Source organism: Noviherbaspirillum sp., assembly GCF_035254685.1.
Classification (GTDB): domain Bacteria; phylum Pseudomonadota; class Gammaproteobacteria; order Burkholderiales; family Burkholderiaceae_D; genus Noviherbaspirillum.
The window spans coordinates 416070-429324 of the sequence record NZ_DATFAI010000022.1; the positions used below are offsets into that span (position 1 = coordinate 416070).

General features: G+C 58.8%; 13 protein-coding genes. All 13 read left to right on the top strand.

Annotation, left to right across the window (positions count from 1 at the left end):
* Positions 1–33: 33 nt before the first annotated feature.
* The 13 genes from VJ698_RS09895 (at position 34) to VJ698_RS09955 (ending at position 13246) form a co-directional block, all read left to right on the top strand.
* Positions 34–945 carry a helix-turn-helix domain-containing protein gene (locus VJ698_RS09895; protein WP_324102618.1) on the top strand — a complete coding sequence of 304 codons (912 nt, stop codon included), beginning with the start codon at positions 34–36 and terminating at the stop codon, positions 943–945.
* An 8-nt stretch (positions 946–953) separates the two neighbouring features.
* Complete coding sequence (gene ispG / locus VJ698_RS09900) at positions 954–2225, top strand: flavodoxin-dependent (E)-4-hydroxy-3-methylbut-2-enyl-diphosphate synthase (protein WP_324102571.1); 1272 nt, start codon at positions 954–956, stop codon at positions 2223–2225.
* A gap of 33 nt (positions 2226–2258) precedes the next feature.
* Positions 2259–3605 (top strand): histidine--tRNA ligase, encoded by a 1347-nt coding sequence (gene hisS, locus VJ698_RS09905; RefSeq protein WP_324102572.1) that lies wholly within the window; start codon positions 2259–2261, stop codon positions 3603–3605.
* 15 nt (positions 3606–3620) lie between these two features.
* The gene (locus VJ698_RS09910; protein WP_324102573.1) at positions 3621–4268 is read left to right on the top strand and encodes a tetratricopeptide repeat protein; all 648 of its coding nucleotides are present in this window, start codon (positions 3621–3623) and stop codon (positions 4266–4268) included.
* Between the two features lie 18 nt (positions 4269–4286).
* A complete protein-coding gene (gene bamB / locus VJ698_RS09915; protein ID WP_324102574.1) occupies positions 4287–5435 on the top strand; it encodes an outer membrane protein assembly factor BamB in 1149 nt (382 codons plus the stop codon).
* A 7-nt stretch (positions 5436–5442) separates the two neighbouring features.
* Positions 5443–6786, top strand: a complete 1344-nt coding sequence (gene der / locus VJ698_RS09920; RefSeq protein ID WP_324102575.1) for a ribosome biogenesis GTPase Der — start codon at positions 5443–5445, stop codon at positions 6784–6786.
* 118 nt (positions 6787–6904) lie between these two features.
* Positions 6905–7141 (top strand): RNA chaperone Hfq, encoded by a 237-nt coding sequence (gene hfq, locus VJ698_RS09925; RefSeq protein WP_136418236.1) that lies wholly within the window; start codon positions 6905–6907, stop codon positions 7139–7141.
* Positions 7142–7153: 12 nt separating this feature from the next.
* The gene (hflX, locus tag VJ698_RS09930) at positions 7154–8290 is read left to right on the top strand and encodes a GTPase HflX (RefSeq protein ID WP_324102619.1); all 1137 of its coding nucleotides are present in this window, start codon (positions 7154–7156) and stop codon (positions 8288–8290) included.
* A 68-nt stretch (positions 8291–8358) separates the two neighbouring features.
* Positions 8359–9663 (top strand): FtsH protease activity modulator HflK, encoded by a 1305-nt coding sequence (gene hflK, locus VJ698_RS09935; RefSeq protein WP_324102576.1) that lies wholly within the window; start codon positions 8359–8361, stop codon positions 9661–9663.
* Entirely contained in the window at positions 9663–10556 is an 894-nt protein-coding gene (gene hflC, locus VJ698_RS09940; protein ID WP_324102577.1) for a protease modulator HflC, read from the top strand. Before hflK ends, hflC begins: the two co-directional genes overlap by 1 nt.
* Positions 10557–10568: 12 nt before the next feature.
* Positions 10569–10775, top strand: coding sequence for a DUF2065 domain-containing protein (locus VJ698_RS09945; protein ID WP_324102578.1), 207 nt, complete (start codon positions 10569–10571; stop codon positions 10773–10775).
* A 16-nt stretch (positions 10776–10791) separates the two neighbouring features.
* Complete coding sequence (locus VJ698_RS09950; protein ID WP_324102579.1) at positions 10792–11943, top strand: ATP phosphoribosyltransferase regulatory subunit; 1152 nt, start codon at positions 10792–10794, stop codon at positions 11941–11943.
* A 4-nt stretch (positions 11944–11947) separates the two neighbouring features.
* Positions 11948–13246: an adenylosuccinate synthase gene (locus tag VJ698_RS09955; RefSeq protein WP_324102580.1), complete on the top strand. Its 1299-nt coding sequence runs from the start codon at positions 11948–11950 to the stop codon at positions 13244–13246.
* Positions 13247–13255 lie beyond the last annotated feature (9 nt).

The window sequence follows — 13255 nt, forward strand, 5'->3', positions numbered from 1 at the left end:
GGGGAAGGGCAGCAACCCGTGGAGGGGCAGCGTATGGCTTCGCCGGGCGCGCAGCTTGCTGCCTGTCGAAAGGAGCGCGGCTGGACTGTGGAGCAGGTGGCAAGCCAGCTGAACCTGGCGCCGAGGCAGATTGTGGCCATTGAAAGCGATGATTATCCTGCGCTGCCCGGCATGCCCATTGTCCGTGGATTCATTCGTGCCTACGCCAAGCTGCTGAAGATAGATCCTGCGCCATTGCTGGCAACGCTCGGTGGCGAAACGGTGATGATGAATGAGCCGATTGCGCCGCGCAAAACCTTGTCGACGCCGTTTTCAGAAAGACGTTTGCCCGTGATGGGCGAACGGCCGGGCCTGTCATCCAAGTGGATAGTCGGCTTGCTGCTTCTCGTTCTGGCAGCAGTTGCGATCTGGGCGACGCAGATTGGCGGCGATTGGTTCTCACCCACGAAACTCGAGCCCTCTGCAGCAAAACCTGGCACGGAAGCCCCTCTGCCGAACGCGGGCGCGCCGGCACAGAAGCCAGCAGAGGCTGAATTGCCTCAGGCAGCCAGCCCGGCGGCTCCAGCTCCAGGTGCGACGCCCGAATCGGCGGTGCAAGCGGCGTCGCCTGCCAATACCGCGTCCCCGGCGCAGCCTGAAACTGCCAAGCCAGATGCTGCCGTGGCTCCCGCTGGAACAGCAACAACGCCGGCAACGGCGACGACAGGCAAGGATGCCCTGCAACTCAAGGTTAACGAGGACTCCTGGGTTCAAGTCCGGCGTGCAGGCGACAACAAGGTCCTGCTTTCGCGCGTGGTCAAGGCCGGAGAGACTGAAACCGTGGACGTGACCGAGCCGATTACGGTCGTGATTGGAAACGCGTCGGGCGTCGAAGCCAACTTGCGCGGTACGCCCCTGACATTGAAGGCAGGTCGTGGCAACGTCGCCCGATTGAATCTGAAATGAAGAATGCGATGGCAGCACCCAATTCTCCTATTGAATCCGGTCCACTCCAGCGGCACATAACCCGTGGTGTGATGGTTCGCTACGGCACGCGCGACGTTCTTGTCGGCGGTGGCGCGCCAGTTGTTGTGCAGTCGATGACGAACACGGATACCGCTGATGCGATTGCCACGGCGATCCAGGTCAAGGACCTTGCCCGTGCTGGCTCCGAACTCGTCCGCATTACGGTGAATACCCCGGAAGCTGCAGCGTCCGTGGCCGCGATCCGGGATCAGCTCGACAAGATGGGCATCGATGTGCCGCTGGTTGGTGATTTCCACTACAACGGCCACAAGCTGCTCAATGATTTTCCCGAGTGTGCGCAGGCGCTGTCCAAGTACCGGATCAACCCCGGCAACGTGGGGCAGGGCGCGAAGCGGGATACGCAGTTTGCGCAGATGATCGAGGTGGCCTGCCGCTATGACAAACCGGTACGCATCGGCGTGAACTGGGGCAGCCTCGACCAGGCACTGCTGGCGCGGATCATGGACGAGAACGCGCAACGCGCCCAGCCATGGGGGGCGCAACAAGTGATGTACGAAGCGCTGGTTACTTCCGCCATCGAAAACGCAAGTCGCGCCGAGGAACTGGGCTTGGCCGGCGACAAGATCATCCTGTCATGCAAGGTATCCGGCGTGCAGGACTTGATCGCCGTCTACCGCGAACTCGCACGGCGCTGCGATTACGCTCTGCATCTCGGCCTGACCGAGGCCGGCATGGGCAGCAAGGGAATCGTCGCATCGACGGCCGCCCTGTCCGTGCTCCTTCAGGAGGGAATCGGAGATACCATTCGCATTTCGCTGACGCCAGAACCTGGCGGCGATCGCACCAAGGAAGTCGTCGTGGCGCAGGAAATCCTGCAGACCATGGGGCTGCGCAAGTTCGCCCCGATGGTGATTGCCTGCCCTGGTTGCGGACGCACAACCTCGACCGTGTTCCAGGAGCTGGCCGACAGGATCCAGACCTATTTGCGTGACCAGATGCCGGTTTGGAAGAAGCAGTATCCCGGGGTGGAAAACATGAATGTTGCGGTGATGGGGTGTATCGTCAACGGTCCCGGCGAATCGAAGCATGCGAACATCGGTATCAGCCTGCCGGGCACCGGGGAATCTCCCGCGGCGCCTGTATTCATCGACGGTGAGAAGAAGGTTACCTTGCGCGGCGAACGCATTGCCGAAGAGTTCCAGGCCATTGTGCTGGATTACGTCAAAACCCGTTATGGTAAGGAAGCGGTCGAGAACTAGAACCAGTCAGATCGCGCATTGGATTCGAAGAGAATGTCAGAAAACAAGAAAGCTGAAAAGATCGTCGGCGTGAAAGGGATGAACGACATCCTGCCGGCCGACGCACCGCTGTGGGAGCTGTTCGAAAATACCGTGCAATCGGTATTGAAGAGTTACGGCTTCCAGCAGATCCGCACGCCGATCGTCGAGCCTACCGCGCTGTTTGCGCGCGGCCTCGGCGCAGTGACGGATATCGTCGAAAAGGAAATGTACTCGTTCGTCGATTCGATGAACGGCGATCAGCTGACCTTGCGCCCCGAGAGCACGGCCGGCGTGGTGCGCGCAGCGCTCGAGCACAACCTGACCTACGATGGACCGAAGCGTCTCTGGTATGCGGGACCGATGTTCCGCCATGAAAAGCCGCAGCGCGGACGCTATCGGCAGTTCCACCAGGTCGGCGCGGAGGCGATCGGTTTTACCGGCCCGGATATCGACGCCGAATTGATCATGCTGTGCCAGCGCCTGTGGGACGACCTCGGTCTGCAGGATATCAGGCTCGAACTGAACTCGATCGGCAACGCCGACGAACGCAACCGTCATCGCGCCGACCTCGTCGCCTATCTTGAGGCGCACAAGGATCTGCTTGATGCCGATGCGCAGCGCCGTCTGTACTCGAACCCCTTGCGCATCCTCGACACCAAGAACCCAACAATGCAAGAGATGGTCAATGCCGCGCCGAAGCTGCTCGATTACCTGGGCGAAGAATCGCGCGCGCATTTCGAGGGCGTGCAGAAGATCCTGCGTCACTACGGCATCCCGTTCACCATCAATCCGCGTCTCGTGCGCGGCATGGACTACTACAACCGCACTGTATTTGAGTGGGTAACGGAACAGCTTGGTTCGCAGGGTACCGTCTGCGGTGGTGGACGCTATGATCCGCTGGTCGAAATGTTCGGCGGCAAGCCGACGCCGGCATGCGGATTTGCGATCGGCGTCGAACGCCTGCTCGAACTGATGAAAGCCAGCGGTGAACAGTTTGAGCCGAACCAGTGCGACGTTTACGTCGTGCACCAGGGCGAGGCGGCGCAGTTCCAGGCCTTCGTAGTGGCGGAACGCCTGCGCGATGCCGGCCTTGATGTCGTGTTGAATTGCGCATCCGCTGCTGGCGGCAGCAGCTTCAAGTCGCAAATGAAACGCGCTGACGCAAGCGGTGCGAGCTACGCAGTGATCATCGGGGACGATGAGGTGGCCAAGGGCGTGGTGAATGTGAAGGCGCTGCGGTCAGCGGATCTCGAACATAACCAGACCACTGTCCCGTTTGACTCCGTGACGGATTACCTGATTGGCCAGATCACGTGCGGGGACAAGTGCGACGATCCGAATCATCACCATCATCATTAAGAGAATCAAGACATCATGGCATACGATCTCGAAGAACAAGAACAGCTAGCCACCCTTAAGGCATGGTGGAACCAGTACGGCAACCTGGTCACTTGGCTGCTGATCATTGCACTGGCGGGTTATTCAGCGTGGACCGGCTGGAATTATTACCATCGCAATCAGTCGGTGCAGGCCGCGCAGCTCTATGAGGAGTTGCAGAACGCGGTTTCCTCCAAGGATAACGCCAAGGTGCAGCGCGCTGCGTCCGATATTGAAGACAAGTTTGGCCGGACAGCCTATGCCCAGATGTCCGCATTGGTTGCGGCGAAGAGCGCATTCGACGCCAACGACCTGAAAGCCGCCAAGGCACAGTTGCAGTGGGCGGTCGACCACGGAAGTGATGAATACAAGGCGATCGCGAAAATCCGCCTGGCCGGCGTGCTGCTCGACGAGAAAGCCTATGACGAAGGGCTGAAGCTGCTCTCCGGCGACTTTCCTGCCGAGTTCAGCGGCGCTGTGGCGGATCGCAAGGGAGACATCCTTGCCGCACAGGGAAAAGCCGAGGAAGCGCGCAATGCCTACAAGGTGGCGCTTGAAAAGACCGACGAAAAGAACCCGGCCCGCCAGCTGATCCAGCTGAAAATGGATGCCATCAGTGGAGCGCCGGCAAAAGCCGCGGCCTGACCAGTCAAAGGGGAAGAGATGCGAATTGCCGAGAAGCTAACGTATGCCGCAGTGATCGCCGTCCTGGCCGGATGTGCTTCCTGGAACCCATTCTCCAGCAAGCACGCGCCGAAGAATCCACCGGCGCCGCTGGTCGAGTTCAAGCAGAGCCTGGCCGTACGTACCGCGTGGTCGACTTCGATCGGGCGCGCCGGTGCATTCGTGTTCACGCCCGCAGTGACGAGCGATAGCGTTTACGCTGCGTCAGCCGACGGCGGAATCGCCCGTGTCGACATCGATAGCGGCCGTGAGCGCTGGAGGATCAATGCGGGGGCACCATTGACTGCAGGGGTTGGCAGCGATGGCGCCACGATTGCCGTCGGTGCCGAAAAGGGTGTCCTGATGGCCTTCGACAGTGACGGAAAGCTGCGCTGGAAGACGCAGGCGTCCAGCGAGATTCTTTCCGCGCCGGCCGTCGGTCAGGGGCTCGTGGTGGTGCGCAGCGTCGATAACCGTATTGCTGCCTTTGACGTCGATACCGGTGTGCGCCGCTGGGTGGCGCAGCGCACGTCTCCACCGCTGACCTTGCGCAGCGCTCCCGGCATCGTGATTTCCGGGATGACTGCCTATGTCGCTTTGCCGGGCGGCAGACTTGCTGCCTTGGCGCTTTCCAACGGTGGCCCTCGCTGGGAGGTGGCAGTAGGTGATCCGAGAGGTACCACCGAACTTGAGCGGATCGCAGACCTTTCCGGTTCACCGGTCGTGACAGGCCGGGATGTCTGTGCCGTGGCATACCAGGGACGGGTGGCTTGTTTCGACGCTAATACCGGCGCAACCCGCTGGGCCAAGGAACTCTCCAGTGATGTGGGCGTGGGAGCGGATGACATGTACGTCTACGCGGCAGACGAGGGCGGTGTGGTGACGGCTTTTTCCCGCGATACGGGGTCTGGTGCATGGCGCAATAACAAGCTGGCAAATCGCCGCTTGTCGACGCCCGTGCCCGTGGGGCGCGCGGTAGCAGTTGGCGACGCCCAGGGATACATCCATTTCCTGTCACGCGATGACGGCGCACTTGTTGCGCGTGTCAATACCGATGGAAGCGCAGTGATCGCTGCAGTGCCGCTATCGACCAGGGCGGCCATTTTTCAAACACAAGCAGGTACGCTAATAGCGTTGGCAACCGAGTAAGAATTCAATGAAGCCGGTTATTGCATTAGTAGGCCGACCGAACGTCGGCAAATCCACATTGTTCAACCGGCTGACCCGGTCGCGCGATGCATTGGTCGCCGACCTTCCTGGGCTGACACGCGATCGTCACTATGGCGAAGGACGCGTTGGCGAACGTCCGTTCCTTGTCATCGATACCGGCGGTTTCGAACCGGTGGCCAAGGAAGGCATCATGGTCGAGATGGCCAAGCAGACCAAGCAGGCCGTCGCGGAAGCGGATGTCGTGATTTTCATCGTTGACGGCAGGCAGGGGCTCACGCCGCATGACAAGACGATCACCGACTTCCTTCGCAAGTCCGGTCGGCCAGTCCTGCTGGTCGTGAACAAGGCGGAGGGAATGAAGTACACCGCTGTCACAGCCGATTTCTACGAGCTCGGCCTGGGTGATCCGTATGTGATTTCGGCCGCACACGGCGATGGCGTCGCTGACCTGGTCAACGAATCCCTGGACATCGCGTTCGCACAACGGCCGGCCGAAGAAGTGCCGGCTGAAACCGGCATCAAAGGTATCAAGATTGCAATCATCGGGCGTCCGAATGTCGGAAAATCGACGCTTATCAATACGCTGCTGGGCGAGGATCGCGTCATTGCATTCGACATGCCCGGCACGACGCGCGATTCCATCGAGATCCCATTCGAGCGGGATGGCAAGCATTACACCCTGATCGACACGGCGGGCATACGGCGACGCGGAAAAGTATTCGAGGCGATAGAAAAATTCTCCGTCGTCAAAACACTGCAATCCATCTCCGAAGCCAATGTTGTCTTGCTGTTACTTGATGCGCAGCAAGATATTTCGGAGCAGGATGCGCACATCGCCGGGTTCGTGCTCGAGTCCGGCCGTGCACTCGTGGTCGGCGTGAACAAATGGGATGGACTGGAGAGCGACAGGCGCGACGAGATCAAGATGGATATTGAGCGCAAGTTGAGTTTCCTGTTTTTTGCGAAATTTCATTTCATTTCAGCGCTGAAAGGCACGGGTATCGGCCCCCTCATGAAATCGATCGATGCTGCCTATGCGGCAGCCATGGCGAAGCTATCGACTCCGCAACTCACGCGTGCGCTGATCGAGGCCGTTGAGCACCAGCAGCCGCGCCGCAAGGGCTCGATCCGGCCCAAGCTGAGGTATGCGCACCAGGGTGGACAGAACCCTCCGATCGTCGTTATTCACGGGAATGCGCTGGAAGCGATCGACGCCAACTACAAGCGCTATCTCGAGAAGCACTTCCGCGAAACTTTTTCCCTGGTCGGGACTCCATTACGTATCGAACTGCGTTCGGGTAAGAATCCTTTTGCCAGGCACGAAAAATAGTCATACGCTTGGCACGAAACGCAAAAATCGATTACATTCGTAATTCACTGTTAAAGGGGCACTTGAAAACCGTCAGGTTGTCTCCAACTCCACATCACAACAACATCATGGAGCCGTCATGAGCAATAAAGGGCAACTGTTACAAGACCCGTTCCTCAACGCCTTACGCAAAGAGCACGTACCGGTTTCGATATACCTAGTGAATGGCATCAAGCTTCAGGGTCACATCGAATCTTTCGATCAATATGTCGTTCTGTTGCGTAATACAGTAACGCAAATGGTCTACAAGCACGCCATCTCCACGGTCGTGCCGGCGCGCGCCGTCAACCTCAATCTTGAATCTGACGCGGAATAACGCATCGTTGATCTGTACTCCCATCTTATGCGCGCTGCTTTAGTCGGCGTTGATTTCGGCAAGGGCGACTTTGCTGCCAGTCTTGAGGAATTGTCCCTGCTGTCGAAATCGGCAGGGGCTCAACCCGCCGTAGTAATCACAGGAAAACGATCAAGTCCGGATGCCGCACTTTTCGTCGGTTCAGGCAAGGCCGACGAGATTGCGGATGCGGTTGTCCGCGACCAGCTGGATATCGTCATTTTCAACCATGCGTTGTCGCCTGCCCAGCAACGGAATCTCGAACGCCACCTGAAAGTCAGGGTGGTTGATCGCACCAGCCTTATCCTCGATATCTTTGCGCAGCGCGCGCAGAGCCACGAGGGCAAGGTTCAGGTGGAGCTGGCGCAGCTGCAGCATCTTGCGACGCGCCTGATTCGGGGCTGGACCCACCTTGAGCGCCAGAAGGGTGGCATCGGCTTGCGGGGGCCTGGCGAAACGCAGCTTGAGACCGACCGGCGTCTGCTGGGCGATCGGGTCAAAGCATTGCGCATTCGGCTGGACAAGTTGCAGCGCCAGCGCGAAACGCAGCGCCGCGCGCGTGGGCGCAACCGCACCTTTTCGGTGTCATTGGTCGGCTATACCAATGCCGGTAAGTCGACCCTGTTCAATGCGCTCACCAAGGCGCAGGCCTACGCGGCCGACCAGTTGTTTGCGACGTTGGACACCACCTCGCGTCGCATCTATCTTGGGGAGGCGGGCAATGTCGTCATTTCCGACACCGTGGGGTTCATCCGGGAGCTGCCTCACCAACTGGTGGCAGCCTTCAGAGCGACACTGGAAGAAACCATTCACGCCGATCTGCTACTGCATGTCGTCGATGCGGCCAGCCCGGTCAGGATGGAGCAGATCGAGCAGGTCAACGCAGTTCTGAGTGAAATCGGTGCTGACCATATTCCCCAGATTCTGGTCTGGAACAAGATTGACGCAGCAGGTCTGGAGCCGGCTTTGGAGCGTGATGAATATGATAAAATCCGGCGTGTTTTCCTTAGCGCCCAGACCGGGGCAGGATTGGATCTGCTTCGCGAAGCCATAGCCGAGTTTGCAAAAGAATATTCAGTGGCGCGTCTTGATCGTCTACCGGTTCCGGAGCAGCACGATGCGCGAGCATAGGCCTGTTTGAGAGGGCATCAAGAATAACTAGCGTTGCAACCCATTAACATAAGCCGGATAGCGAGAGAATGCCTGTTCCTCTAATCAAAAAAATCGGCCTGAAATTTTCGCTGAACGATCCTCGATGGGGGCGCGGTTCCCAAGACAATGGTCAGAACCAGAATCAGGATGGTAAGCGGCCGAGTGATGGTCCGCCTGATCTGGATCAATTATGGCGCGAGTTTAATCAGCGGCTGAACCGCCTGTTCGGCAATAAGGGGCGTGGCGAAGGTGACGGCGGCGGTGGCTTCAATCCTGACGCAAAAGGTGCCGGCATTGGCTTCGGACTGATTGCGACGATCCTTGTGTTCCTTTGGCTGGTCAGCGGCTTCTTCATCGTGCAGGAAGGGCAGACCGGTGTCGTCCTCACGTTCGGAAAATACAGTCACATGACCCCCGCCGGTTTTAACTGGCGCTGGCCCTATCCCATTCAGAGTCATGAAATCGTCAATGTGTCGCAAGTGCGCACGGTCGAGGTTGGCTATCGCTCGAACATCAGGAACAAGCAGGCCAAGGAAGCGCTGATGCTGACCGATGACGAGAACATCATCGACATCCAGTTCGCGGTTCAGTACAAGCTCAAGAATGCAGCAGAATGGCTGTTCAATAACCGTGACCAGGATGAACTGGTGCGGCAGGTCGCGGAAACGGCAATTCGCGAAATCGTCGGGCATAGCAAAATGGATTTCGTGCTGTATGAAGGCCGTGAAAAGGTGGCATTTGATGTCGGCCAGCTGATGCAGCAGATCACCGACCGTTACAAGGCGGGGATCCAGATCACGAACGTGACCATGCAGGCGGTGCAGCCACCCGAACAGGTGCAGGCCGCCTTCGATGATGCAGTCAAGGCAGGGCAGGATCGCGAACGACAGAAGAATGAAGGTCAGGCATATGCCAACGACGTGATTCCGCGAGCCCGTGGCGCAGCCTCCCGTCTGTTGCAGGAAGCCGAAGCGTATCGTGCCCGCGTCGTCGCAAACGCGCAGGGTGATGCTGCCCGCTTCAAGCAGGTGCTTGTTGAATACCAGAAGGCACCGGCTGTCACGCGTGACCGCATGTACCTGGATACCATGCAGCAGATCTTCGCGAGCACGACCAAGGTCATGGTCGACAGCAAGGGCAGCAGCAACCTCCTTTATCTGCCGCTGGAGAAGCTAATTTCACAATCGGCGGCTGAAGCATCTGCTTCCAGGGCGCCGGCTGCTCCGGCGGCGTCGCAATCGCCTTCAACCTCTTCATCGGCGAACGAGCCGCTGCAATCGATGGAAAACCAAAGACAGAAAGATTCGCGCAGCCGTGACGGACGCGAATCTCGCGAACGGGAGACCAGATAATGAGCCGTCTCGTCTCCTATGCCATCGCTGCGCTGATCGTCCTGTTTGTCCTGCTCTCGACCTTGTTCGTTGTGGACCAGCGGCAGTACGCAATCGTGTTCGCACTGGGTGAAGTCAAGAAAGTGATTAATGAGCCGGGTCTGCATTTCAAGCTGCCGCCGCCGTTCCAGAACGTGCTGTTCCTGGACAAGCGCATCCTGACGCTGGATACACCCGAAGCCGATCGGTTCATTACGGCCGAAAAGAAGAACATCCTCGTCGATGCCTACGTCAAGTGGCGTATCGTTGACCCGAGGCTGTATTTCATCAGCTTTACCGGCGATGAGCGCCGCGCACAGGATCGCATGCAGCAGGTCATCAAGGCCGCATTGAACGAAGAGATTACCAAGCGTACCGTACGCGAGGTGATTTCCGGCGAGCGCGGCAAGGTGATGAACGCGATTCAGAAGAAGGTTGCCGATGAAGCCAGGCAGATTGGCGTCGAGATCGTTGACGTGCGCCTCAAGCGTGTCGATTACGTCGAGCAGATCAACAATTCGGTGTACGACCGCATGAAAGCGGAGCGCGTGCGGGTGGCGAACGAATTGCGCTCCACGGGTGCGGCCGAATCCGAAAAGATCCGTGCCGATGCGGACCGCCAGCGTACCGTCATCCTTGCTGAAGCGTATCGCGATGCGGAGAACGTTCGTGGCGACGGCGACGCAAAGGCATCTCAGATTTATGCGCAGGCATTCGGTCAGAATCCCGAGTTCTACCGGTTCTATCGCAGCCTTGAAGCGTATCGTGCAAGCTTCAAGAATCGCAGCGACATGATGGTGGTCGACCCCAACTCCGAGTTCTTCAGGTATTTCAAAAATCCGGCTGCGGGCTCTTCGTCCGCTGCCAGGAAATGACGCAGGCGCGTCGTGGAATGCTCGTGGAGCGTTGCGTTCGGATTGGCACTGGGTTTGATGCTGCTGCTCGAGGGCGTCATTCCCTTGCTCTTTCCCAGGCGATGGCGCGACACCGTTAATCGCATCATCCAGCTATCGGACGGTCAGATTCGTTTCCTAGGCATGATTGCTCTGGTGTGCGGACTGGCGATTCTGGTACTGGTCAATTTTTATTCATAAAGCAGTCTTTCCTGTCATGCCAAACTGGCTTCTTCCTGAAAACATTGCCGACGTCTTGCCGTCCGAAGCACGCAAGATCGAAGATTTGCGCCGAGCCTTGCTCGACAACTTCCGCCTGTACGGATACGAGCTGGTCATGCCTCCTATGCTGGAATACCTCGAATCCTTGCTGACCGGCACCGGAAAGGACATGGATCTGCGCACCTTCAAGCTGGTGGACCAGCTCTCCGGCCGCACGATGGGCGTTCGGGCTGACATGACGACGCAAGTCGCGCGGATCGATGCGCATTTGCTGAATCGCTCCTCCGTGACACGCTTGTGTTATGCGGGAAGCGTGCTGCACACGCGTCCGTCAGGATTCCACGCTACGCGTGAGCCCCTGCAGATCGGTGCGGAAATCTATGGGCACGCCGGTCTGGAGGCCGATGCCGAGATCCAGGAATTGGCCTTGGCATCGCTGGCATTGGCTGGCATTTCGCGGGTACGGCTTGACCTTTGCCATGTCGGCGTATTGCGCGCAATCGTCGCGGACGATGCCCTTGCAAGAAAATGGGAGGCTGAATTGTTTGGCCTCCTCGAAGCCAAGGATGTGCCTGGCCTGAGGGAAATTACGAGGGACTTTGACCCAGTGACGAGGGAAGCTCTGCTGGCGCTTCCCTGCCTGTACGGCGATGCATCGACGATTGTTCGTGCGCGTCAGGTTCTTCCGAAAACGCAGGGAATCACGCGCGCGCTCGACGAGCTCGAGTTGCTGGTGAATAAGGGCGGCGCTGCAAGTATCACCGTGGATCTGGCTGATCTGCGCGGATATCACTATCACAGCGGCGTCATGTTTGCGGCGTACGTCCCCGGCTTGCCTAATGCGGTCGCACGGGGCGGACGTTATGACCAGGTGGGCGAAGCATTCGGGCGTGCCCGCCCGGCCACCGGTTTTTCCATGGATTTGCGGGAGCTGGCGCGCCTGATGCCCGGGGCGGAACGCATGTCGGCCGTCCGCGCGCCATGGGGTACCGAGCCGGCACTGAGGGAAAAGATCATTGAATTGCGGCAAGCGGGTGAAGTCGTGATCCAGACGATGCCCGGGCATGAAAACGATCAGGACGAATTCGATTGCGATCGAGCAGTCGTCTTCGAAAATGGAAACTGGATTCTTAAAAAACTAGGTTGATAGCATGGCAAAGAACGTCGTTGTCATCGGCACCCAATGGGGCGATGAGGGAAAAGGGAAGGTTGTCGATTGGCTGACCGATCACGCACAGGGCGTGGTGCGCTTTCAGGGGGGGCATAACGCCGGCCATACGCTCGTGATTGGCGGCCAGAAGACGGCACTGCAACTCATTCCGTCTGGCATCATGCGCCCCGGTGTTGCCTGCTATATCGGCAACGGTGTGGTGCTGTCGGTGCCCGACCTGCTGCGTGAAATCGACAAGCTGCAGGCGAGCGGCGTGGAGGTTGTGTCACGCCTGAAAGTCTCCGAAGCCTGCCCGATCATCCTGCCGTACCACACTGCGCTCGATAGCGCTCGCGAAACTGCGCGTGGCTCCGCCAAGATCGGTACGACCGGAAAAGGCATCGGCCCGGCTTATGAAGACAAGGTCGCGCGCAGGGCGATCCGGGTTGCGGACCTCCTCAACGAGAAGCGTTTCGCCGAGAAACTGCGGGAAAACCTCGACTATCACAATTTCGTCCTGACACAGTACCTGAAGGCGCAGCCGGTAGATTTCCAGAAGACGCTGGATGATGCGTTGGCGACTGTCCCGCGTATCGCGCCGATGGTGACTGATGTGTCGAGCGCTCTGTATGCTGCATCCAAGGCAGGCGCAAGCCTGCTGTTCGAAGGCGCGCAAGGGAGCTTGCTGGATGTCGATCATGGCACCTATCCGTTCGTCACCTCGAGCAACTGCGTCGCAGGCAATGCTGCGGCCGGATCCGGCGTGGGGCCGAACATGCTGCATTACATCCTTGGCATTACGAAGGCGTACACCACACGTGTCGGCTCGGGTCCATTCCCCTCGGAACTGCCGACGGACCAAGGTATCGGGAAGCATCTCGCGAGCGTTGGGCATGAATTCGGTACGGTGACCGGCCGTCCCCGTCGTTGTGGCTGGTTCGATGCGGCGCTGCTGCGCCGTTCCGTACAGATCAACGGCGTGACGGGCATGTGCCTGACCAAGCTCGACGTGCTCGACGGACTCGAGATGCTGCAGATCTGCACCGGCTACAAGCTCGATGGCAAGATCATTGATGTCTTCCCGGTGGGAGCTGAAGAAGCAGCCGGATGCGAGCCTATTTACGAAGAAATGCCGGGATGGTCGGATTCGACGGTTGGCGCCAAGTCCCTCTCTGCTTTGCCTGCGAATGCGCGCGCCTACATCAAGCGGATCGAGGAACTGGTCGGCACGCCGGTCGACATGGTCTCAACCGGTCCGGATCGTGAGGAAACGATCGTGTTGCGCCACCCGTTTGCATGATGGAACGGG

What these genes read in the sequence shown, in the direction of transcription:
- der (WP_324102575.1), top strand. Translation starts at nt 5,443, where the DNA reads ATGAAGCCGGTTATTGCATTAGTAGGCCGACCGAACGTCGGCAAATCC.
- VJ698_RS09950 (WP_324102579.1), top strand. Translation starts at nt 10,792, where the DNA reads ATGCCAAACTGGCTTCTTCCTGAAAACATTGCCGACGTCTTGCCGTCC.
- VJ698_RS09910 (WP_324102573.1), top strand. Translation starts at nt 3,621, where the DNA reads ATGGCATACGATCTCGAAGAACAAGAACAGCTAGCCACCCTTAAGGCA.
- hflK (WP_324102576.1), top strand. Translation starts at nt 8,359, where the DNA reads ATGCCTGTTCCTCTAATCAAAAAAATCGGCCTGAAATTTTCGCTGAAC.
- ispG (WP_324102571.1), top strand. Translation starts at nt 954, where the DNA reads ATGGCAGCACCCAATTCTCCTATTGAATCCGGTCCACTCCAGCGGCAC.
- VJ698_RS09895 (WP_324102618.1), top strand. Translation starts at nt 34, where the DNA reads ATGGCTTCGCCGGGCGCGCAGCTTGCTGCCTGTCGAAAGGAGCGCGGC.
- bamB (WP_324102574.1), top strand. Translation starts at nt 4,287, where the DNA reads ATGCGAATTGCCGAGAAGCTAACGTATGCCGCAGTGATCGCCGTCCTG.
- hfq (WP_136418236.1), top strand. Translation starts at nt 6,905, where the DNA reads ATGAGCAATAAAGGGCAACTGTTACAAGACCCGTTCCTCAACGCCTTA.
- hflC (WP_324102577.1), top strand. Translation starts at nt 9,663, where the DNA reads ATGAGCCGTCTCGTCTCCTATGCCATCGCTGCGCTGATCGTCCTGTTT.
- VJ698_RS09955 (WP_324102580.1), top strand. Translation starts at nt 11,948, where the DNA reads ATGGCAAAGAACGTCGTTGTCATCGGCACCCAATGGGGCGATGAGGGA.
- hisS (WP_324102572.1), top strand. Translation starts at nt 2,259, where the DNA reads ATGTCAGAAAACAAGAAAGCTGAAAAGATCGTCGGCGTGAAAGGGATG.